Genomic DNA, 20,885 nt, shown 5'->3' with positions numbered 1-20,885 from the left:
GGCGCGCTTGCACGCACGCCCGGCGCCAATCATGTCAATTACAGAAAACGCACATCCAGGGTCAGGCCAAAGGCGCGGGGATCGCCAAAGCGAATATATTGCTTGTCCGCCCAGCCATTGTCCGGCTCATTGCCGAAATAAAAGCCCCGCACACCGTATTCTTCATCCAGCAGATTGCGGCCCCAAACATAGACAGACCAGATATCGCCCTCGAAGCCCGCTCGGGCATTGAGCACCCCATAGTCTTTGGAAACTGAGTCATTGGAGTCTGAATAGTAGAACTTGCTCTTGCCATTGGCATTGAGGTTGACAAAAAAGCCTGAGTCGGCACGCCAGGTGGTGCCCAGTGACCAGGTCCAATTGGGTGCATGGGCCAGCTCACGGCCAGAGAGGTCAACCAGGCCGCCATATTTATCCTGATAGCTGTAGTCACCGTACTCGGCCTTGAGATAGCCCAGGCTGCCGTAGAAGTGCAGGTTATCGGTGGCGTACCAGTTCAGATCAAGCTCGGCACCGTAATTGGTTGAACTGCCGGCATTTTCGGTAAAAAGAACGAAACGCTGGGGTTTGGCAGGATCCTGTTGGGATGCCGATACCTGCTGATCTTGTCTGTCCATAAAGAACAGCGCCAGATTGGTGTCGAAGTTGCCTTCAAGGAAGCTGGACTTAAGGCCAATTTCGTAGTTGTAGAGGACTTCAGTATCGAACTCCTTCTTATCGGCAAACTCAGCAGGCAGCGACATGTTAAAACCGCCCGCTTTGTAACCGCGGGCAATGCGGCCATAGAGATTATGCTGCTCATTCAGCTGTTTGCCGATGGCAATATGGCCCCCCCACATGGTTTCAGATGGGTCAAAGGCATCCCCTGCATCATCGCTGTAATCGGCATCACGACGCTCAAGACGCAGGCCCACCGACAGGTTTATCTCCTGCCCCAGGTCGCTGTCGAGCTGACCGAAGATGGCGAGGTTGGTCGCTTCGTAGCTGGAGCGTAGTGTTTCATCTGGCCAACCGTTGTAAAAAGAAGCCAGGTCGTTGTCTTCTTTAAGCTGCATACCATACAGGCCAACGAGCCAGGCGGTGCTGCCACCCCAAATCTTGCCCGCCTCGTTGCTGGCCAAACGGAACTCCTGGGATACGGTGCTGCGATCGCCACGCTTGTCCCAGGTGTAATCGTATTCGCAGGGTAAAAGGTCAGCATAGTCGCCATTACCGTTGACATCATAATCATCGGTGCACTGGCGTGCGGCCCAATATTCGGGGTTAGCCCAGTCGCCATCGTAACCGTGATGATGGTCAGTCCCGGCAAAGCTGGTCAGTGAGGTCAACTCGGCCTTATCGAAGCCATCGTACAACAGCTTCAATCCCACACCCGTGGTGCGCTGGGCATCAGTGCCCGGCATGTCGGTCAGGGTATCAAAGCCATTGTTATCCAGAGTCCAGGCATCGTAACCATTGTCAAAGTCTGCGTGCATCAGGGTGAAGTCTACCTGGGTATGGTCGTTGGCATACCAGCGCACCTTGGTTCTGAAACTCAGTTCATCACGCTTGTTGGTGTCTGAACGGTCAAGGTACAGGTTGTCACGAAAACCGTCCTGACGGTGCTGCTCAATGGCAACACGGTACAGCAGTTCCCCAGACTCCATCATGGGACCTGAGCTGAAACCGGCGAAGGTTTTAAGATTATCATTGCCAAGACTCAGCCGGGCACCGTGTTCAAACTGCTCAGTGGGGTCGTTGCTCTTAAGATAAATCAGGCCTGCCAGCGCGTTGGCGCCGTAGCGGGTACCCTGAGGACCACGCAGCACTTCCACTTGCTGCAGATCGTACATGCTGGACACCATGCCCAGCCCTGACAGGTCGATATCGTCAATCAAATAGCCAACGGAGGAATTGGGCGCGCCCTTGTAGTCCTCCTGCTCGCCTACCCCACGGATCTGGAAATATCGGGGCCTGGAGGTACCACCGGACCAGTTGAAATTGGCCACAGAACCCAAAATATCTTCAAAGTGCCGGGCGCCTTCGTCTTCTATCTTCTGGGCATCAATCACGGTAACGCTGGAGGGAATTTTTTCAACCGAGAGCCCCCGAAAATCGGCCGTCACCAGCATTACTTCCATGGGGTTTTCTTCAGCAGTAGCCTTGTTGTCAGCGGCAAAGGCCAGCGACGAACATACGGCCAAAGACACGGGTGCCAGGGCAAACAGGGGAATACGGGATTTAGTAAACATTTGGACCTCAACAAAATTTGTATGAGATCCGGCAAGCTCGGAGTGGCAATAAATTTGCAGTATCAGCCCATTCCTACGCCGGTATCAGCCGGATCAGGTTCTAAGGGTTCGTCCTGAGACATCTCAGTCTGCATGCGGCAGACACCCCTTGGCGCCGCCAATTATACGCCCATATTCCACCGGGATGATACTTTTGTTGCAAACCTCAGCTGGAAATTTTCACTCCCGTGACAGTGCTCCTGCGTAAGGCTCGTGCATAAGGCTCCGGCGTCAGAAACAGCACGCAAAGATAAAGTACACAATAAGCCTGCTGCAATAACAACACCGGCGATGCCGGTGTTTAATCATTAGCACTGCGTGCCAGTGCAGCTTAGTTGGAAAATGCCTTGCGCACATAGACCTCGAAACGGCTGGCGGATGGATTGGGCGCCGCCGAGCTCACCTGCATCTGCTGCATACCATGGAGCTTAAGCGACTGCCAGCTCTGCCCTTCTCCGTCAATCACCAACCCCTGGGTATCGTACCAGGTAAAACGATACTGCAGCCTGAGATCGGTAGCCACCCGGCTCTGAATAAGCGCATGGGCCGTGAGCAAGTCACCGCTGCTGCTCATTTTGAGCTCGCCCACAGACACCTCGCGACCGAAGGTACTGTTATCTACACGGGTCTCCCCCGACGATGACCCCGAAATCCCTGCCGTATGCTTGGCGCAGCCACCGGCAAGCACTACGAGGGCCACCAGTAAAACCAGCTGTGCAATCTTCATAAAACCTCCTGTTTTGCCAAACATGCGCAGCGCCTGTGCCGTTAGGCTTCAGACCAAATTGAGCATGGAAAACCTATGTTATCCTCGCCAGTGAATCTGCATCAGTGTAATTGCACTTTGCTGAATGCCCGCTGATTAAGCTGAAACCAAAGACAACCGTATTCATCCGGCGCCTTAATCAATCAGGAAGTGGGCCCTTGCCGTGGCTATCAACTGTTTGCGATTGGTTTGCCAGCAACTGATGTTCACATTGGCGACCCGCCGCCCCTGCCGGGTAATAATACACTCGGCAAAGGTATCCTTATGCAAACCGGCCCTCAGGTAATCAATTGAAAAATCGACTACTTTAGGCACTCTCGAGGTTTGCATAAACACCATCAGTTGCACGATTGCCGACATTTCCATAAAGCCGGCAATCACACCACCATGGATAGCCGGCAGCACAGGATTACCAATATTGGCATCCCGCGAAGGTAATCGGCAAACCAGCTCATCCCCAAATCGCTCCACCTCCATACCGATGAAGCGGGCATAAGGCACTTGCTCCAACAGATGGCCAAAGTCGTTCAGTTCCGCCACCCGACGCACGATTTCCTTCACATCCATGGGTTTGGGACTTTGGGCCTCGTCGGGACAATGGGCAAGCTCAGTCACCACAGGACCAAGGATAACGTTGTCTTCCAATAGCGCATTGCGGAAAGTTTCCCCCACCATTTCGGGACTGATGCGCATAAAGGAGCCAACCGCATGGGCAATGGGCTCATCTATGCTGTCCTGATAGGCGATAGCACGGGTAAAGGCGATGTTGGACGATAAGCGGTAGCATTCCGCGAAGGCGTAGACACTCTTGCCGGGCTCAGCAGGACGCATATAGTCGACCCGTAAATCCAGAGTGGGTGAAATTTCCAGGGTTTGGAATTTCTCCTGAATGGCACAGACCACAGCTGTGCCACTGGCGGTGTCTATCAGGGTGGTGATCACCCCGCCGTGGATAACCCCGGTGTCAGGGTAGCCAATCAACGCCTGACTATAGGGCAGCTCCAAAAGTACATGATGCTCGCTGCCTTCGTGCACCTTGATACCCAGACGCCGACACTGGGCCAGTTGGCTGACAAAGCGTTGCGCCAGCGGTGTGAGCTCAAAAAAATCCGGATTAACTTTCATAACACCGCCAATCAACGCTGGGCAAGCATTGGGCCCAAAGGCTCGCCGCCCACCAGGTGCATGTGAATATGGTACACCTCCTGGCCACCGTGACTGTTGCAGTTCATGATGAGTCGATAACCATCTTTGGCAATGCCAGCTTCGTCCGCGAGCTTGGCGGCCACAGTAAACATACGGCCAAGCGCGAGCTCATCCGATGCCTTCACATCATTGGCAGTGGGAATAAGATGATTGGGTACTATCAACACATGGGTCGGCGCCTTGGGGGCGATATCGCGAAACGCGGTGACCAGTTCATCCTGGTACAGGATATCGGCAGGGATTTCGCGGCGGATTATTTTGCTGAAAATGGTTTCTTCGGCCATGGTGAACTCCATATGCTGTCAGGGTTGGCTATCCATTCCTGAGGAAAAAGAGGCTGTTTTCTGCCTTGAATTCAATGGGCTTATCATAGCAAGACCCAGCACATTTGGGTAAGAGAAAAGCCAACTCCCTTTGCCAACAGAGCTGGAATTTGGCAGCATGCCTGCATAATTGATTTCGGGAACCATTATGATCCGTTACAGCATTATTCCAAGTGATCCCAAAGCTCATCTGTTTGAGGTCAATCTGGAGATCCCAACCCCAAGTGTTAACCAATTGCTTTCGTTGCCAGCCTGGATCCCGGGCTCGTATATGGTGCGTGACTTTGCCCGCAATCTGATTGGAATCAAAGCCTGGCAAGCGAATAACCCCGTCGCTCTGACTCAACTCGATAAACAACGTTGGCAAGTGGAAAACCGCTCAACAGAGCCGCTGCGCCTGTCATATCAGGTGTACGCATTCGACCTGTCGGTACGCAGTGCACATCTGGATATGACCCATGGTTTTTTCAATGGCTCCAGTGTGTTTCTGGCGGTAGAAGGCCAAACCGACGGACCGCTGTGGGTTGAGATTCAGACGCCGACCGAGATTGCCCTCAATCATTGGCGAGTGGCGACAACCCTGCCAAGACGCAGCGGCGATGCCTGGCAGTTTGGCGCCTTTGAAGCCGAAAACTATGACGCCCTTATCGACCACCCGGTAGAAATGGGTGACTTTACCCAGGCAAGTTTTGAGGCCTGCGGCGTGCCCCACCACATAGTGCTGACCGGCCGCCATCGCTGCGATATGGAGCGCCTTTGCCAGGATTTAAAAGCCATCTGCGAAACGCAAATACAGCTGTTTGGTGCGCCAGCCCCCTTTGATGAATACCTGTTTATGACCATGGTATTGGACAATGGCTTTGGCGGATTGGAACACCGCAGCTCAACGGCACTGGTGTGCTCACGTAAAGATTTGCCGCTGTCCATGGACGACAAAGTCAACAAGGACTATCGCACTTATTTATCCCTGTGCAGCCATGAGTATTTCCACAGCTGGAACGTTAAGCGGATTAAACCCGCTACCTTTATCCCCTATTCGCTGGAGAGTGAGAGCTACACCCGGCAATTGTGGGCTTACGAAGGACTGACGTCTTACTATGACGACCTGCTGACGCTTAAAGCGGGCAAAGTCGATACCGAAACCTACCTGGACATGCTCAGTGAAACCATGACACGGGTATACCGGGGTGTGGGCCGTTTCAAACAAAGCCTCAGGGATTCGAGCTTTAATGCCTGGACCAAGTTTTACAAACAGGATGAAAATGCCCAAAACGCCATCGTAAGCTATTACACCAAGGGCGCACTCTTCGGCCTGTATCTCGATCTTGTCATCCGCAAGGAAACCGCAGGTAAGGAGAGCCTGGACTCCCTGATGCGCCTGTTATGGGAGCGTTTTGGACTGACCGGACAGGGAACTGACGAACACAGTCATCAGGCTCTGGTAGCAGAGCTGCTTGGCCGCGATGTGAGCGATATTTTCGCCTATTTGGATAACACGGACGACTTACCCCTCGCCCCGCTGCTTGCCGAGTTTGGTGTTCACATGGCGCTCAGGGCCGCAAGCGGTCAAAACGACACCGGGGGCGGAAAACCTTCGCCACTGACACTGTCTCTTGGTGCCAAATTCAAGGCAGAGCCATTGGGGGTAAGAATTCAAACGGTGGCAGAATCCAGCAGTGCACATCTGGCCGGTTTATCGGCTGGTGACTTACTGATTGCCATCGATGGGCTTCAGGCCACGGCCAATCTTGAAAACGTGCTTAACAGTTACAATGAAGGCGATGAGCTGGCGCTGCATTTCTTCCGCCGCGACGAATTGATGACTGCCAAATTACGGCTTCAGGCAGCCCCTCTGGATACAGTGTCGCTGCATCTGGAAGATGCCACTGCGATAGCGGCCTGGCTCGGGTAACTGAGTCAGAAACAATAAAAAAGGCGTCCTGGACGCCTTTCTTATTGCTCAGCTGCATCGATGACTCTACAAAAACACCAACACCGTCAAACATGCACTTCGTGCAAATGGGTTTGAGCCCAGGCGATAGCCTGACCGCGACTGGAAACGCCAATCTTGCGAAATGCACGGTAAAGATGGGTTTTGATGGTGCTTTCACTGACGAAAAGCCGATTGGCAATGTCCAGATTAGTGCTCCCCGACAAGAGTGCCTGCAGCACTTCACGTTCACGAATGGTCAGTTTTTCACTGTCTTCTTCGTAATCTTCACCATTGCTGCTGCGCAGTAACTGTGCCGGAATTTGGCTGCGACCTTTCAGGATTTCGCCAAGACCTTCACCGATATCGGCCAGACTGGCGTCAAAGAAAAATACGCCTGCTGTAACGGATTGATTAACGAGGAAACGCGCGTCGGTTTGACGGGGGAAGTGGATAAACACCACCTTAATGGACGAATATTCCCTTTCGATATGCTTCTGCAGCTGATAGGCCTTTTGCAAGTCTACCGAGGCCAGGTCAATCACCACCAGAGAAACCTGACTGAGGTGCAACTTGTTACACATCTCTTCTGGCGCCGCTTTGGTCAGCTTGACCAAAAATTCCTGTGGCCAACGGCAGTCCAGTAAATCACCCAACAAGTGTGAACGAGATACCACCATCCAATGTATTATCTTGAACATAACGCTCAACCTCCGTGTTAATTCTGGCTAAACCTGCTCTGCGCTAATCTCCAAGCAGAACACGCACAAGTTACACCAATTAAACGGCAGTATCTACCCCTTACTTAGTAACATACCGTCAATTATTCTGCTGTTGTCCTGATGCTCCAGCCAAGGCTCTGACCGAAGCAGTCGTCATAACGCCTTCTAATATTAGTGTTAACTGAATCAGCTTTCCATGACGCTTGTACTCATTGATGAAAGCGACCACTTGTCCAAAGTGCTAAGCCACGCGCTACGACAGGTGCCAGATTACAATACTCTATGAAATGGAATTCTTTGCCCATCTGACTGTTCTCGACGTTGCAGGGTTGCCGCCATGGGCTATTCGAATAACGAGAGTTTAGCCTGATACCGTCGCGCGTCTTCGCTGCGAGACGAAAGTGCCAGTGCCTTTTCGAGAGCTTGCTTTGCTATATCAAACTTACCCTGAACCGCCTGTACTCTGGCAAGTTCAAACCAACCCGGATGAAAATAAGGCGCGTTTTTCAAAAGTTTGGAAAAGTACACTTCCGCTTCGTTGTAGTTACCCTGACGAAGGGCTTCATGACCCAGTACATAAAAATCAAAGCCACGATAATCTTCAATCCGAGCAATTCGCTTCTTCAGGGTATCGGCCAAATCGGTATTCCCCGCCAACTTGGCAAGAGCTCGATAATTATCCAGCACAGCCAAATTATCCGGTTCGATCTCCAACGCATACTGATAAAGCGCTTGCGCGGAATGCCAGTCTCCACTGCGTCTGTGGACTATTGCCGCCACATTGATAAGAGGAACATACTTGGGTGCCCACTTAACCCCTTCGCGGGCGAGCCAATATGCATCCTCCAAACGCCCCGCAACAAGTGCATCTGAGGCTAAGTTACGATAAAACATGGCGACAAAAGTTGTCTCGTTTACCAATTTTCCCGTCAGACTGGTTGAACTGGGAAAGTAATCAATCGTCACGAATTGATGGCCTCCCCAATAGGGACTCAGCAACACGGTATTTTCGGGGGCATCGTATAGCAGTGTTCGAACATGATCGGAAATGACCATGGTGTGATTGACTACATCCAGCAATACAGGCTCACTTTGTACCATCTGAAACTGTATCGGCACCTTTAATGCCTTGGATACGGCGTAGCTTACTGCGGCCATACTCATACAGTTGCCACTGTTGAGCTTCAAGGCGTCTGAGGCATTCAGGCTTTGGCCTTCGTAGTGAAAGTCAGTCAGGGTATCAAGTAAATAATGCTTCGCCTGAATAAAAGGCGCTAATGGGGCAATATCAGGCCGCTGGATAAAACTTTCGATATCATCGTATTGGGCCGGTGTTAGCGTAAACAGATGCGAGTAGCTGATGACGTTTGCAGCCAATGAATCGGGGTAAAGTGACTGGTTGATTGGAATGGCGTCGACACTGTGTAAATGCCTTGTCTGACTGCAACCGCTTAACATGACCATCAGTGTCAGTACGACTGCAACTAATCCATTGTGAACCATGGCTACATCCCTGAAATATCCCTTCAGGTAAAACTACCCTATCCAGCAGAAGTCGCCAAGCACAAAAAAGCCGGCGATTGCCGGCTCTTTAAGGTCAAAAAGCTTACTTTTTCAGTACGCTGTCTGCGGTACGACCATCGTCATGGCAGGATTCACAGGTAGGCTTCTGGCCCACGTTATTGTCGTGTGGAGCGTGGCAGTCAGCACACACCAGATTGCCATCGTGTGGCTTGTGCACGTCGTCCATTTCCGCCAGAGTGCCGTGGCAGCTTTGGCATTGTTCAAACTCATAGGCGCCGTCAGCCGAAGGAGACTCATCCTTGTGGCAAGAATCACAACCACCGTTTTCAACGTGGAACTCAGCCAGGGTCTGATCACCGGCAAAGGCCGCGGGAGTCAGAGCCAGGGCTGCAAAGGCTGCGCCGAAAATAGCGCTCAAGAGTGTTTTACTCACAATGGTATCCTCCATTAGGGACAGCGTTGTGGAAGTTCTTGTTTAAATCGACTTCCATCGTACCGTCCAGGTCTTAGCACGACGTTCTCAATTTTGATGTCCAGGCCAGCACGGCCCAGCATCCACGTTGGCTCAGTGTAACAACTCAGGGGGCGACAAAATGTGCGCTGAATCATGTAACTGACTGCGAGAAATGGATTTTTACACCATAACAACATGCTATCCCGCTTTACTAACATAACGTAAAAAGCGTTTTCGTCAAATGCGACCTACCACTGATAATAAAAAAGAGGCCCAAAGGCCTCTTTTTTTGATTACTGCGCTTTGAGCGCCTGAATGCGTTTTTCCAATGGCGGGTGGCTCATCAGCAGCTCACCGAGTGAACGCTTGCCATTGATACCAAACGCCGCCATTTGCGCTGGCATGGCGCCGGTCTCCGGACCATTACGCAAACGCTCTAGTGCAGCAACCATCTTGTGACGACCTGCCAGCTTGGCACCGCCTTCGTCGGCACGATACTCACGGATTCGGGAGAAGTAAGCAACCACGATAGACGCCAGAATACCAAACAGCATTTCCAGTACAAACACCACCGCGATATAGGCAAAGGTGCCCAAACCTTCACCCTCTTCGTCGCTGGAGAGGAAGTTATTGATAAATCCAGCGACTACGCGGGCGGCGAAGATAACAAAGGTGTTCACCACGCCCTGAATAAGGGTCAGTGTCACCATGTCGCCATTGGCCACGTGGCTGACTTCGTGTGCCAGAACACCTTCCACTTCATCCTGGGTCATACCGTAGAGCAGACCGGTACTTACGGCAACCAGCGAGTTGTTTTTGCTGGGGCCTGTGGCAAAGGCGTTCATTTCAGGTGAATTATAGATAGCCACTTCAGGCATCTTGATACCGGCTTGCTGCGCCTGGCGGGCAACCGTATCAATCAGCCATTTTTCTGTGGCATCGCGTGGGGTGGTGATAACTTCACAACCCATGGACTTTTTCGCCATCCATTTGGAAATGGCCAGCGAGAAAAAGGCGCCACCGAAACCAAAGATGGCCGCAAACACCAACAGACCACTCATAGAGCGGGTATCAACGCCCAGAATAGACATCACTATCGACGCAACCAGCAGCACCGCCAGGTTGGTCAACAGGAAAAGAAATACACGTTTCATTTCAGCTCCTTTATCGGGCAAATCGCCCATTCACACTCACAAGGGACATAATATGTCTTAAAATTCGATTTTCAAGGGTACGCTGGTGAAAAAGTCCAAATCCCCTGTCGGAACATATGGCGGCAGTCTATGCGGGATTTCTTAAGCAAATCTTAAGATTAACGGCGTGCGGAAGCCCCCCTGACAATGGCTTGCCTTTTAGATGTTTATCACCATGAATCTTTGTTAACATTGGTCCACTCAAGCCCATCACGTCTTATTTTTAAACGGGCATACCGATCTAATAACGACCTCTGAAAATCAGGAAATCCCATGAACATCCGCGCCCTGCTGCTCAGCGCTTCCCGCGTTGGCGATACCCCATATCTTGAACACACTTTACCCTTTATCGCTCCCCTGACGGAGCATGCCCGCAATTGGGTGTTTATTCCCTATGCCGGCATCAGCCTGGGGTATGATGTGTACCTTGAGAAAGTTCGCGAGGGCCTGCGCAACCTGAATATCAACATCAGTGGTATCCATGAGCACGCTGACCCCCGTCAAGCGATTCGCGATGCCGACGGCATTTTTGTTGGCGGCGGCAACACCTTCCATCTGCTGCACGAGCTGTACCGCTACGACTTGCTGTTTGTCATTCGTGAGCAGGTAGAAGCCGGTAAGCCTTATGTAGGCTGGTCCGCTGGCTCAAACATCGCCGGTTTATCCATCCGGACCACCAACGACATGCCAATCATAGAGCCGCCCTCCTTCACCGCGCTGGGCTTGTTGCCGTTTCAGCTTAACCCCCATTACACCGATTATCAGGCCCCGGGCCATAACGGTGAGACCCGCGCCCAGCGTCTGCTGGAGTTCACCATGGTCGACCCTCTGACCCCGGTTGTGGGCATTCAGGAAGGCAGTGCCCTGTATCGCCAAGGCGATAAGCTGACCTTATTGGGCGATAAAGAAGCCTACTTCTTCAAAGGCAGTGTGCAAAAATCGCCCATCGCTGCGGGCGCCGATCTGAGCGAGCTGCTGTAATCGACTGTAAATAATAAAGGTCGCCTAACGGTGACCTTTATTATTTCTTGCTTAACTGACTTTTGCGGCTTGGCTTATCAAACACACCTTGGCGTCAGTCAGCGTTGTTCTGACAACAAGGGACCCGGCGTAATAAAGGCGGCCGCATCGACAGGTTTAGCCGACTCCATATAGGGCACAGCCCCCAGAAACGGCGCGTCCATTACAGATATGAGCGTCGCGAGATTTTCTTCATAGCAGGCCATTTCAGGGTCAATTCGATTGGCAACCCAGCCGGCAATACGCAGTCCGTCAGCTTTAATGGCTTCTTGAGTCAGCATGGCATGGTTCAGGCAGCCCAGCTTCATCCCCACCACCAGCACGACCGGCAACTCAAGTGTCTGCACCATTTCCGGCATAAACCGTCCATTGCCCAGCGGCAGACGCCAGCCACCAGCGCCTTCAACCAAGCAAAAATCGGCCGAGTTCATGCGGACCAAATCGAGCTTGGCCATAATGGCTTCCGGGCTTATATCCACCCCCGCCTTCGCGGCGGCAATATGTGGAGCAATTGCAGGCTCGAACGCGATGGGGTTGACGCTCTGATAATCAAGCTTGTCACTGCTGTGGTCCATCAGCAGTTCGGCATCCGGGTTTCTAAGCCCCAATTCTGTGACCCGGCAGCCCGACGCCACCGGCTTAATGCCCAGGGTTAAGGCTGTTGGCTTGTGATTGGTCACCGCAGACAGCAAGGCGGCCGAAATAAAAGACTTACCACAGTCTGTATCGGTCCCTGTCACAAAATACATCATAGGTTTGCTCCTCGCTTTACCGCACTGACATACAAAATCTGATAGCTCAGTGGCAAGCCCTGAGGTGTTCTCAGGCGTTCGGCGTCATCCATCCTCGCCAGCCAGTCGGTTCGGCCACGCAATGCCTTGCCCTGCCCGGCACCGTGGCGGGCACTGGCACCAACCCCTTTGATGGAATAAAGCAGTGTCCGCAAATCATCAAAATAGAGGGTTTCTGTCACCACATCGATGGATAATTCGCACCAGTCCTGGTCGCTGAAGGCCGCTGCCATCATGGATGCCGGCGCAAAATGATTCACACAAAAACCCATTGCTTCAAGCTCTGGCAATGCGCCGTCGCACACCATGGCAAAGTGGCCACGACCACCGGGTTTAAGCACCCGAGACGCCTCAGCAACCGCCACGGTAAAGTCGGGGCACCATTGCAGCGCAAGATTGGAATAGAGACTATCGAAGCACGCATTGGAAAAAGGCAAGGCGGCAGCATCGGCGCACACAGCCTCATAGGAGTGATGAAGACTTTTAAGCCTTTGACACATGGCGAACGCAATATCCACCGTAGTCACCCGAATGACTGGGAACAGCGAAAAATCGGTCCCCGGGCCTGCGCCAATATCCAGTAAATGGCCCCCAAGCGCTGCCTTGGTCAACAGTTTATTTGCGGTTAATCGCTGCAGCAGGTTGTGGCAATCGTACTGATGAGCGCGGGAAAAGTGCTCTGCCACATCGTATTGGGTCGTCATGGCTTATCACTGCCTTTGACTACGCATTCGTTAACGCCCTCGCCAAAGCCTTTTTCAATGTCCGCCAGAGCGTTTACCAATGCCTCTATACTGTTCATGCTTTGGGCGGCACTCAGGGTTATTCTGAGCCTAGGTGCCGGCACCGTTGGGGGACGAATTGCCCCCACCAAAAAGCCTCGGGCCTTGAGAGTATCCGCTGCCATCAGGCAAGCCTGTACAGTAGGGACGGGCATCAGTTGAATTGGGCTTTGAGAGGGCAGCAAAGCAAGGCCGACTTCCTTGGCGCAGTTCAGGAAGTGGCGGATATTCACGGCCAGTGTTGCGCTTTTTTCCCCCTGCTGAACCAGAGAGAGCGACACGCGAGCTGCATGGGCCTGAGCAGGGGATAACGCCGTGGAATAAATATAATGCCTGGCGCTTGCCACCAGACTCTCAATAAGCGCCTGACTGCCAAGCACCGCAGCGCCTTGGCACCCCAGAGCCTTACCAAAGGTCACCAGCTGGAGCGAGATATTCACCCCATCCAACCTGCTGGCACCCATAGCTTGCTCTCCGATAACGCCAAACCCATGGGCGTCGTCGACAATAAACAAACTGTTATGGGACTCACACAGATTGGAGAGTGGTAACAAAGGCGCCAGGTCGCCATCCATGCTGAAAATACTCTCGGTGAGAAGCGCAGTACCCGGGAACCTCTCTATCAGGCGGGCCGCGCCACTGAGGTCACAATGTGGGTAGCGTTTGAGGTTGGCACCACTGCCAAGAATACCGTCAATCATGGAGGCATGAATAAGCTTATCGGCCACCAGGGTGTCGGTGCTGTCAAACAGGGCATGACACAAAGCCAGGTTGGCGGCAAAGCCCGAGCAAAAGAGCAGCGCAGCTTCATGGCCGGTTGCGGCGCAGAGGGCTGCTTCCAGCTCGGCATGGGCCTCTGAGTAGCCACTCACCAGTGGCGATGCACCACTGCCGACACCATAACGACGGGCCCCCTCTGCCAAGGCCTCGGCGAGTCTCTCGTCCCGGGCAAGCCCCAGATAATCGTTGGCAGAAAAATCCATCAGAGCCGGGCTGTGGCGCTGACGTTGACGCCAAAGCCCCGCCGATTCGGCTTTCACTCTGGCCTCAGCCAGGCGATGCAGCAACCGATTCATCACTGGTAAATCCGGCTCAGTTGGCCGCGTCGTAGAAAAGCGGTTTGGTCTTGGCTTCGCCCTCAGCCTGTTGCTCCCTGGCTGCCCGCGCCACCACGGCGGCATCTTCCTCGACGATGGCCGCCTTGCCTTGCTCGGGTTTGAGGCCCAAGCGGCGGAACAGGCTCATATCATCGTTTTCTTCAGGATTTGGTGTGGTCAGCAACTTGCAGCCGTAAAAAATCGAGTTGGCACCGGCAAAGAAACACATGGCCTGCAGCTCGTCACTCATGTTCTCGCGACCGGCAGACAAACGTACCCTTGAGAGCGGCATCAAAATACGGGCAACGGCGATGGTGCGCACAAATTCCAGCGGATCCAAATCATCCACGCTGTCCAGTGGCGTGCCGGTCACCTTCACCAACATATTGATGGGCACTGAGTCCGGATGTTGTTCTAGGTTAGCCAATTGCTGCAGCAAACCGGCACGGTCGGTGGCCTGCTCGCCCATGCCGACGATACCACCAGAACACACCTTCATACCGGCGGCACGCACATTGGAAAGGGTATCGAGCCTGTCCTGATAGGTGCGGGTGGTGATGATATCGCCGTAAAACTCCGGAGACGTATCCAGGTTGTGGTTGTAATAATCCAGACCGGCTTCGGCAAGCTGATTGGCCTGATGGGCCGAAAGCATGCCCAGTGTCATGCAGGTTTCCAGCCCCATGGACTTTACTTCTTTGACCATATCAGTCAGATACGGCATATCACGCTCATGGGGATTACGCCAGGCGGCCCCCATACAAAAACGGGTGGCACCGGCGTCTTTGGCGGCGCGGGCTTCGGTCAGCACCTTCTCAATTTCCAGCAGGCGCTCTTTTTCAAGACCGGTATCGTAACGGGCGCTTTGAGGGCAGTATTTACAGTCCTCGGGGCAAGCACCGGTTTTAATCGATAGCAAACGGCTTATCTGTACCTCATTGGGATCGAACACTTCGCGGTGTATGCTGTGGGCACGAAACAGCAAATCGTTCATTGGCAGTGCAAACAGCGCCTCGACTTCCTGACGGCTCCAGTCGTGACGAACGGCAAAGGATGACATGGTATTACCCCAATTAATGTTTTCTGTTGGCTAGGATAACCCTGGCCCTTACACTGTCAACGCCAACCAGTTGGCAGGGTTTACTGATGATTAAATTTTGAGCGCGCAAAATGAGCATAGATTTTGAGTTTGACCGTAACCACCTTTGGCACCCTTATACCTCCATGGCAGCGCCTTTACCTGTGCTGGGTGTGCAAAGTGCCCGAGGCTGCCGCCTGACACTGGAGGATGGTCGCGAGTTGGTTGACGGCACCTCTTCCTGGTGGTCGGCCATCCATGGCTATGGGCATCCGGCGCTGGTAAGCGCGGTGCAGGCTCAGGCCGCTAAACTCAGCCATGTGATGTTCGGCGGCCTCACCCATGAGCCTGCCACCGCGCTAGGTAAAGCACTGCTTAAGCTGGTTCACCCCACACTGACCAGGGTGTTTTATGCCGACTCTGGCTCAGTGGCGGTGGAAGTCGCACTCAAGATGGCCATGCAGTACTGGCAAGGGAGAAGCGAGCCGCAAAAGCACAAACTGCTGACCGTACTCGGCGGCTATCATGGCGATACCTTTGCGGCCATGAGTGTGTGCGATCCCAACTCAGGCATGCACGGCATGTTTGGCCATCTGGTACCCAAGCAAATATTCGCCAAGGCGCCTCCAGCAGGTTTTGGTCGTTCCCTTGCAGAGCAAGACCTGGCAGAACTGCGCGCATTGCTTCAGGCACATCACCAGGAAATTGCAGCGCTTATCATTGAACCCATCATGCAGGGAGCCGGCGGCCTGAGATTCCATAGCCCTGACTATCTCAAATCCGTGCGTGCGCTCTGTGACGAATATAGGGTGCTGCTGATTTTGGATGAGATTGCCACCGGTTTTGGCCGCACCGGCAAGGCATTCGCCTACGAGCATGCGGGTATAACCCCTGATTTGCTCTGCCTTGGCAAGGCGCTCACCGGCGGCATGCTGAGTCTCGCTGCAACCCTGTGCACGGATGAGGTGGCAGCTGGCATTTCGAGTTCACCCGCCGGTGTATTCATGCACGGCCCCACCTTTATGGCTAATCCGCTCGCCTGCGCGGCCGCTCTGGCAAGCCTTGAACTTTTTGCCGAAAACCGCTGGCCAGCGCAGGTTGCCAATATTGAAGCCAAGCTGACCGAGTTACTGGAAACCGCCAGAACGCTGCCGCAGGTAGCCGATGTACGAGTGCTCGGCGCCGTGGGTGTGATTGAAATGGTGCAAACCGTCGACACGGCCTTTGCACTTATGGCCTTTGCCGCGCGAGGAGTGTGGGTTCGCCCCTTCGGCAGATTAATTTACGTGATGCCGCCCTACTGTATCAGTGATTCAGAGCTAGGCATGCTGACCCGTGCCATGGTGGAGGTTGCTTCGCTGGAAGGCATCTGCAAAACCGCCAACAACCCGGCGCACGGATAACGCGAGTTCAGGGCTGAAATGTCCTGGCCATGCGCCTGATGGCGACCAGTGGTACGCCGTGGCTGTTTCGCTCGGCACAGAGCGCCTGATGGCGCCTGTCGCCCGGGCTGCCTATGAGCACCTTTTCCACCTCATATCCCAGGGCTTTGGCCGCAGTCTCGTAAGACAAATATTCCCAGTGTGCCAAATTGGTGTTATCGCAAATCACCACAGGTGTGCCCTCTGCCATCGCCTCGATAAATCCACAGAGGTTGCGCTGATGGTATTCGGGTAACTTTTTGGCATCGAAGCAGTACACGCCATCTTTGATAAAAAACGCATCGGTGGAAAACACCCGTGCAGAAGGCTTGTCTGGGTGAGCCGCCTCGGGTAACGACGCCAGAAACTCTGTCACCCAAAATGACTTCCCGCTGCCGGGCAGGCCTCTGAGAATAATGGCTTTTTTCATTCTTCAGTCGGTCTCTTGCAGCACATCGGCCAAGCTGCACAAGCTTTTTCCTTGAAGCACAGCCTTCACCAATCGTGGCACTATGTCTCCGGCTTTACCTGTGAGGTGCCATTGAAACTGACTGTGTCTATCGGGAGCTGCGAGATTCACTTCCACTGTTTGGGCACCATGATGATTGGCGATATCCACAAAGCCTGCCGCCGGGTACACAGTGCCTGAGGTACCTATGGCAATAAAGAGATCGCAGCGTTCCAGCGCATCGTGGATGCGATCCATGCCAAAAGGCATTTCACCAAACCAGACGATATGGGGCCGCAAACGCTGGGGAGGGATACAGCAGGTACAAACATTGTCCGGACCAAAGGGCTCACGCAATAAGAAAGTTTGACGTGAGCGGGGACAACGGCCTTTATTGAGCTCGCCATGCATATGAATAAGCCGTTGGCTGCCACCGCGCTCGTGCAAATCATCCACGTTTTGGGTTACCAGCAAAAAGTCGCCGTCAAATTCAGCTTCAAGCTGCGCAAGCGCCTCGTGGGCCGGGTTAGCTTTAACGTCTGTCGACTTTAGCTGCTCCCAGCGCAGATTGTAAAAACGCTCTACCAGTTCAGGATCGCGCTCATAACCTTCAGGGGTCGCCACGTCTTCTATATGGTGCTCTTCCCACAGGCCATCCTGATCGCGAAAGGTACGGATCCCGGACTCTGCAGAAATCCCTGCGCCTGTGAGTACTACTATATGCCGGTACATGCTGATGCCTTCCTTATTATTTTGTTACCAGCCTGCCATTTCACGCAGGTCGCTGACAATTGTGCCTTGGTATAACCCTTATCTGAATGTGCCTTTTTGACCCAATCATGGACGATTGTCTGATACACCAGCAAATATTGCCATATGAGTTCATTTAAGGGCTATCAAAGGTTTAAGTTTTGAATCCAGACACATATAATGATTTCCATTGTCCACAAAGAGCCCAATGGTTCTGCAATCAAGAGATTAACCATGACAGATGGAAATCAGGCGCTGAAAAAAGCGGGATTGAAAGTTACCCTGCCACGAGTAAAAATCCTGGAGCTGATGCAAGAACCAGAGAATCAACACATCAGTGCCGAAGACCTGTACAAGAAGTTGCTCGAGATTGGTGAAGAGATTGGCCTGGCCACCGTGTACCGGGTACTGAACCAGTTCGACGATGCGGGCATCGTCTCCCGTCACCACTTCGAAAGCGGCAAGGCCGTGTTCGAGCTGTCAACCCAACATCATCACGATCATCTGGTCTGTTTGAGCTGTGGCAAAGTGATTGAGTTTTCTGACGATTTGATTGAACGTCGTCAGAATGAAATTGCCATGCGCCACAACATTAAGCTCACCAACCACAGCCTGTATCTGTACGGCGTATGCACCAACGATACCTGTGATCACGGCGACGAGTAATCGCTGTTTTCCCTAATAAAAAACCAGCGCTCCAGCGCTGGTTTTTTTATTGCTTTATCCTGAAGCGCGGCTTAATGCGCGGACTACTCAGCGGTGAAAGTCACCACTGCGCTCAGGCTGATAAGTCACTTCTTCGATTCTGACCCGGGTGGTACCGCCACCGGGACGGGGCCAGTCCATCTCATCCCCCTGGGCCAGTCCCAGCAGAGCACTGCCGACCGGCGCGAGGATGGAGACTGTGTCCCCCTTGGCCGACACATCTTTTGGGTATACCAGCCTCAGGCAAAATTCTTCTGCCGAGGATGACACGGTAAAGCGTACCTCGGAATTCATGGTCACCACATTGGCTGGCATATCCTTGGACGGTCTGACCTCAGCGCGGCTGAGTTCAGCTTCCAATGCCACCTTGCCGGCATCATTCCCCGGCAGGCTTTCCAATAATCGTTCAAGACGCTCCATATCAATTTCGGAGATCACAATCTTGGGTTGTTCAGTCACAGCAGTCCTCTACTTTCTTAAACAAGGCCACCCTATTGGGCGGCGCCCAACAATCGCGTTATCCCTTCCCCCACGGAGGGTTTAGCGCACCAAATAGTCCAAACCCGCACCTTGAAAGATGCGGGTCAGAAATAATCCAATAAAAATGTCAGGATCAGGCGAAAGAGCGGTGAGCCGGGAGGCTCTTGGTGAGGTAACCCGAAGAAAAGTCGAACCCTTGCTTAAGAGTCTGACCAGAGTCACCAAAGGAGACTCTACCCCGCCTTATCGCCAAATGCCAGCGATGAAGACGGAATTTGCGGCTGTCGGGGTGTAATTACAGCCACTTATGGAACACAGTCACATCATGCTCCATAAATTTATCACGCTGCTGCGGCTCCATGCCGATGTGCCTGGCAACGCCCATGGAACCGAAATTACCATCAAGAATGAGCGCTATAGCTTCGTCTATGCCAAGCCTGGGTTTGAATTCGGCAATGGCGGCTGATGCTGCCTCACTGCCAATCCCCTGCCCCCAATATTCGGGCAGGTAACGGTAACCCAGCTCTACTTTGTCGTACTCAGGAATAAACTTGGGACCACAAAAACCAATCACCTTGCCACTGGCCTTATGCTCGACCGCCCAGCGACCGAAACCGCGGCTGCGATAGTCTTCGAAAATCACCTCATGGAGCAATTTCTCGGCCTGGGCCATGTCCGTAAAAGGTTCGATGGGGATATAGGTCAATATTTCCGGGATACTGTTCATTAAAAACAGCGCTTCTATATCGCCTTCGTTGAAATGCCGTAAAATCAATCTGTCTGTTGTTGTAATTATCATAAAATGCGCTCCTGCACTGCCCTTCTCAGAGCTCCCCCAAAAGAGTCTTCAACTCAAAAAGAGTCCTCGACCCAAAAAGAGTCCTCAACCAAAGACAAAGTAAAGTCCTCAACCCAAAAAGAGGCCTCACGTTAACACAGTTAACCAGAAGATCACAGAGAGGATACAAAGCATGGATGACAGCACCACGGCGCCAGCAATGATGTCGCTGTCGCGCTTAAGCTGCGCCGCAATCAGGTAGGCGTTCACCCCAAGTGGCGATGCGCCAAGCAGTACTGTTACCGCAAGCTCCAGTGAGGTAAGCCCAAGCAGCTTACCCGCAATCAGGATAAGCAGGGGCAGCAGCATAAGCTTAATCGCACTTAACACCGCCGTCAGAGCAAAGGCACTGGAGAGGCGATATTGATTCAAATTGGCACCCAGCACAAAGAGCGCACAGGCAATGGCTGGTTTGGCGAGCATTTCGAGGCTGGTGCCAAGGGCTGTCGGCAGGCTCAGCCCGGCGACGTTACCGATAAGCCCAAGGCCGATACTCGCCACCACAGGGTTAAACAGCAGCCCCTTGATAAGCTGTGTGCCCCTGCTGCCACCCTCGGCTTCCGTATTATCAGACAGCGCAAAAGTGAGCCCAAACAACACCGCACTGTGAAAGGGAATAATTAAAAACACGCTTGCCATCTGCGCAGGGCCGAAGGCAGCCATGATCACCGGCAAGCCCACCAGCAAGGTGTTGGAGTAGCTGCCGCCGAGGGCAAGCACGGCGCAGTCTCGGTATGGGCGTTTAAGGGTTTGGTGGGCCAGCAACAAGGTAAAGGCGAAGCTCAGCACCACTGGAATATAAAAGGCCGCCAGCACCGGTAAGCGGATACTCTCTTTAAGTGGTACTTTCAGCATGGCGGAAAACAGCAGTGCGGGAATACACACATAAAAGGCGAACTTGCTTATGCCGGCGATATGCTCGCGGCTAAACCAGCCACTGCGGCAGGCACCATAGCCCAGCGCGGCGATAAACAGCAGCGGGAAGACGATTTCGATTACGGACATGCCACGCCTATCAATGAGTCAATACACATATCTATACCTACTTCTATACATACATCTATACACACAAAAAAAGGGCGCCCGA

Annotated in this window: 21 protein-coding genes and 1 riboswitch; of the genes, 4 read left to right on the top strand and 17 right to left on the bottom strand. The window is 53.1% G+C overall.

Annotation, left to right across the window (positions count from 1 at the left end; all coding sequences use genetic code 11):
• Positions 1 to 38 precede the first annotated feature (38 nt).
• The 4 genes from SAMA_RS07555 to hinT all read right to left on the bottom strand — a co-directional run bounded on the left by SAMA_RS07555 (position 39) and on the right by hinT (position 4,526).
• Positions 39 to 2,231, bottom strand: coding sequence for a TonB-dependent receptor (locus tag SAMA_RS07555; RefSeq protein WP_011759566.1), 2,193 nt, complete (start codon positions 2,229 to 2,231; stop codon positions 39 to 41).
• Between the two features lie 53 nt (positions 2,232 to 2,284).
• A riboswitch (TPP riboswitch) is annotated at positions 2,285 to 2,390 on the bottom strand.
• Between the two features lie 211 nt (positions 2,391 to 2,601).
• Entirely contained in the window at positions 2,602 to 2,997 is a 396-nt protein-coding gene (locus tag SAMA_RS07550) for a YcfL family protein (protein WP_041410242.1), read from the bottom strand.
• Between the two features lie 174 nt (positions 2,998 to 3,171).
• A complete protein-coding gene (locus tag SAMA_RS19930; RefSeq protein ID WP_011759564.1) occupies positions 3,172 to 4,161 on the bottom strand; it encodes a PaaI family thioesterase in 990 nt (329 codons plus the stop codon).
• 11 nt (positions 4,162 to 4,172) lie between these two features.
• A complete protein-coding gene (gene hinT / locus SAMA_RS07535; RefSeq protein ID WP_011759563.1) occupies positions 4,173 to 4,526 on the bottom strand; it encodes a purine nucleoside phosphoramidase in 354 nt (117 codons plus the stop codon).
• Positions 4,527 to 4,713: 187 nt separating this feature from the next.
• Between hinT and SAMA_RS07530 the strand changes: the two genes are divergently transcribed.
• Positions 4,714 to 6,477 carry a M61 family metallopeptidase gene (locus SAMA_RS07530; RefSeq protein WP_011759562.1) on the top strand — a complete coding sequence of 588 codons (1,764 nt, stop codon included), beginning with the start codon at positions 4,714 to 4,716 and terminating at the stop codon, positions 6,475 to 6,477.
• 86 nt (positions 6,478 to 6,563) lie between these two features.
• Here SAMA_RS07530 and SAMA_RS07525 read toward each other — a convergent pair whose 3' ends face one another.
• The 4 genes from SAMA_RS07525 to htpX form a co-directional block, all read right to left on the bottom strand.
• The gene (locus tag SAMA_RS07525) at positions 6,564 to 7,196 is read right to left on the bottom strand and encodes a LuxR C-terminal-related transcriptional regulator (protein ID WP_011759561.1); all 633 of its coding nucleotides are present in this window, start codon (positions 7,194 to 7,196) and stop codon (positions 6,564 to 6,566) included.
• 363 nt (positions 7,197 to 7,559) lie between these two features.
• Entirely contained in the window at positions 7,560 to 8,720 is a 1,161-nt protein-coding gene (locus tag SAMA_RS07520; RefSeq protein WP_011759560.1) for a tetratricopeptide repeat protein, read from the bottom strand.
• A 103-nt stretch (positions 8,721 to 8,823) separates the two neighbouring features.
• The gene (gene cctA / locus SAMA_RS07515; RefSeq protein WP_041410235.1) at positions 8,824 to 9,174 is read right to left on the bottom strand and encodes a tetraheme c-type cytochrome CctA; all 351 of its coding nucleotides are present in this window, start codon (positions 9,172 to 9,174) and stop codon (positions 8,824 to 8,826) included.
• 314 nt (positions 9,175 to 9,488) lie between these two features.
• On the bottom strand, positions 9,489 to 10,349 hold the full coding sequence (gene htpX / locus SAMA_RS07510) for a protease HtpX (RefSeq protein WP_041409722.1): 861 nt from the start codon (positions 10,347 to 10,349) through the stop codon (positions 9,489 to 9,491).
• 312 nt (positions 10,350 to 10,661) lie between these two features.
• Between htpX and pepE the strand changes: the two genes are divergently transcribed.
• Positions 10,662 to 11,369: a dipeptidase PepE gene (pepE, locus tag SAMA_RS07505; protein WP_011759557.1), complete on the top strand. Its 708-nt coding sequence runs from the start codon at positions 10,662 to 10,664 to the stop codon at positions 11,367 to 11,369.
• Between the two features lie 98 nt (positions 11,370 to 11,467).
• Here the strand turns inward: pepE and bioD are convergent, their stop codons facing one another.
• Genes bioD through bioB form a run of 4 tightly spaced genes read right to left on the bottom strand, consistent with a single transcriptional unit; the run spans position 11,468 to position 15,138 of the window.
• The gene (bioD, locus tag SAMA_RS07500) at positions 11,468 to 12,157 is read right to left on the bottom strand and encodes a dethiobiotin synthase (RefSeq protein WP_041410233.1); all 690 of its coding nucleotides are present in this window, start codon (positions 12,155 to 12,157) and stop codon (positions 11,468 to 11,470) included.
• Positions 12,157 to 12,903, bottom strand: a complete 747-nt coding sequence (locus SAMA_RS07495) for a methyltransferase domain-containing protein (RefSeq protein WP_011759555.1) — start codon at positions 12,901 to 12,903, stop codon at positions 12,157 to 12,159. Before SAMA_RS07495 ends, bioD begins: the two co-directional genes overlap by 1 nt.
• Complete coding sequence (locus SAMA_RS07490) at positions 12,900 to 14,057, bottom strand: 8-amino-7-oxononanoate synthase (RefSeq protein ID WP_011759554.1); 1,158 nt, start codon at positions 14,055 to 14,057, stop codon at positions 12,900 to 12,902. Before SAMA_RS07490 ends, SAMA_RS07495 begins: the two co-directional genes overlap by 4 nt.
• 16 nt (positions 14,058 to 14,073) lie before the next feature.
• The gene (gene bioB / locus SAMA_RS07485) at positions 14,074 to 15,138 is read right to left on the bottom strand and encodes a biotin synthase BioB (RefSeq protein ID WP_011759553.1); all 1,065 of its coding nucleotides are present in this window, start codon (positions 15,136 to 15,138) and stop codon (positions 14,074 to 14,076) included.
• Positions 15,139 to 15,248: 110 nt separating this feature from the next.
• Between bioB and bioA the strand changes: the two genes are divergently transcribed.
• Positions 15,249 to 16,559, top strand: coding sequence for an adenosylmethionine--8-amino-7-oxononanoate transaminase (gene bioA, locus SAMA_RS07480; RefSeq protein WP_011759552.1), 1,311 nt, complete (start codon positions 15,249 to 15,251; stop codon positions 16,557 to 16,559).
• A gap of 7 nt (positions 16,560 to 16,566) precedes the next feature.
• Here the strand turns inward: bioA and SAMA_RS07475 are convergent, their stop codons facing one another.
• Entirely contained in the window at positions 16,567 to 17,007 is a 441-nt protein-coding gene (locus SAMA_RS07475; RefSeq protein ID WP_041409721.1) for an AAA family ATPase, read from the bottom strand.
• Positions 17,008 to 17,010: 3 nt separating this feature from the next.
• Positions 17,011 to 17,757, bottom strand: coding sequence for a Sir2 family NAD+-dependent deacetylase (gene cobB / locus SAMA_RS07470; RefSeq protein WP_011759550.1), 747 nt, complete (start codon positions 17,755 to 17,757; stop codon positions 17,011 to 17,013).
• A 252-nt stretch (positions 17,758 to 18,009) separates the two neighbouring features.
• Here cobB and fur point away from each other — a divergent pair, with 252 nt between their 5' ends.
• Positions 18,010 to 18,441, top strand: coding sequence for a ferric iron uptake transcriptional regulator (fur, locus tag SAMA_RS07465; RefSeq protein WP_041409720.1), 432 nt, complete (start codon positions 18,010 to 18,012; stop codon positions 18,439 to 18,441).
• Positions 18,442 to 18,528: 87 nt separating this feature from the next.
• On the opposite strand, the gene rnk is transcribed toward fur, so the two are convergent.
• The 3 genes from rnk to SAMA_RS07450 all read right to left on the bottom strand — a co-directional run bounded on the left by rnk (position 18,529) and on the right by SAMA_RS07450 (position 20,803).
• The gene (rnk, locus tag SAMA_RS07460) at positions 18,529 to 18,939 is read right to left on the bottom strand and encodes a nucleoside diphosphate kinase regulator (protein WP_011759548.1); all 411 of its coding nucleotides are present in this window, start codon (positions 18,937 to 18,939) and stop codon (positions 18,529 to 18,531) included.
• A 316-nt stretch (positions 18,940 to 19,255) separates the two neighbouring features.
• A complete protein-coding gene (locus SAMA_RS07455) occupies positions 19,256 to 19,759 on the bottom strand; it encodes a GNAT family N-acetyltransferase (protein WP_011759547.1) in 504 nt (167 codons plus the stop codon).
• 126 nt (positions 19,760 to 19,885) lie between these two features.
• On the bottom strand, positions 19,886 to 20,803 hold the full coding sequence (locus tag SAMA_RS07450) for an AEC family transporter (RefSeq protein ID WP_011759546.1): 918 nt from the start codon (positions 20,801 to 20,803) through the stop codon (positions 19,886 to 19,888).
• Positions 20,804 to 20,885: the final 82 nt, after the last annotated feature.

This window comes from Shewanella amazonensis SB2B (assembly GCF_000015245.1).
In the GTDB taxonomy this organism is placed as follows: Bacteria; Pseudomonadota; Gammaproteobacteria; order Enterobacterales; family Shewanellaceae; genus Shewanella; species Shewanella amazonensis.
The sequence above is the reverse complement of the archived record's forward strand: the minus strand, read 5'-3'. Positions and strand labels throughout refer to the sequence as shown.

Coding starts and splice junctions, on each gene's coding strand:
- SAMA_RS07555 (WP_011759566.1), bottom strand. CDS start 2,231: ATGTTTACTAAATCCCGTATTCCCCTGTTTGCCCTGGCACCCGTGTCT.
- SAMA_RS07550 (WP_041410242.1), bottom strand. CDS start 2,997: ATGAAGATTGCACAGCTGGTTTTACTGGTGGCCCTCGTAGTGCTTGCC.
- SAMA_RS19930 (WP_011759564.1), bottom strand. CDS start 4,161: ATGAAAGTTAATCCGGATTTTTTTGAGCTCACACCGCTGGCGCAACGC.
- hinT (WP_011759563.1), bottom strand. CDS start 4,526: ATGGCCGAAGAAACCATTTTCAGCAAAATAATCCGCCGCGAAATCCCT.
- SAMA_RS07530 (WP_011759562.1), top strand. CDS start 4,714: ATGATCCGTTACAGCATTATTCCAAGTGATCCCAAAGCTCATCTGTTT.
- SAMA_RS07525 (WP_011759561.1), bottom strand. CDS start 7,196: ATGTTCAAGATAATACATTGGATGGTGGTATCTCGTTCACACTTGTTG.
- SAMA_RS07520 (WP_011759560.1), bottom strand. CDS start 8,720: ATGGTTCACAATGGATTAGTTGCAGTCGTACTGACACTGATGGTCATG.
- htpX (WP_041409722.1), bottom strand. CDS start 10,349: ATGAAACGTGTATTTCTTTTCCTGTTGACCAACCTGGCGGTGCTGCTG.
- pepE (WP_011759557.1), top strand. CDS start 10,662: ATGAACATCCGCGCCCTGCTGCTCAGCGCTTCCCGCGTTGGCGATACC.
- bioD (WP_041410233.1), bottom strand. CDS start 12,157: ATGTATTTTGTGACAGGGACCGATACAGACTGTGGTAAGTCTTTTATT.
- SAMA_RS07495 (WP_011759555.1), bottom strand. CDS start 12,903: ATGACGACCCAATACGATGTGGCAGAGCACTTTTCCCGCGCTCATCAG.
- SAMA_RS07490 (WP_011759554.1), bottom strand. CDS start 14,057: ATGAATCGGTTGCTGCATCGCCTGGCTGAGGCCAGAGTGAAAGCCGAA.
- bioB (WP_011759553.1), bottom strand. CDS start 15,138: ATGTCATCCTTTGCCGTTCGTCACGACTGGAGCCGTCAGGAAGTCGAG.
- bioA (WP_011759552.1), top strand. CDS start 15,249: ATGAGCATAGATTTTGAGTTTGACCGTAACCACCTTTGGCACCCTTAT.
- SAMA_RS07475 (WP_041409721.1), bottom strand. CDS start 17,007: ATGAAAAAAGCCATTATTCTCAGAGGCCTGCCCGGCAGCGGGAAGTCA.
- cobB (WP_011759550.1), bottom strand. CDS start 17,757: ATGTACCGGCATATAGTAGTACTCACAGGCGCAGGGATTTCTGCAGAG.
- fur (WP_041409720.1), top strand. CDS start 18,010: ATGACAGATGGAAATCAGGCGCTGAAAAAAGCGGGATTGAAAGTTACC.
- SAMA_RS07455 (WP_011759547.1), bottom strand. CDS start 19,759: ATGATAATTACAACAACAGACAGATTGATTTTACGGCATTTCAACGAA.
- SAMA_RS07450 (WP_011759546.1), bottom strand. CDS start 20,803: ATGTCCGTAATCGAAATCGTCTTCCCGCTGCTGTTTATCGCCGCGCTG.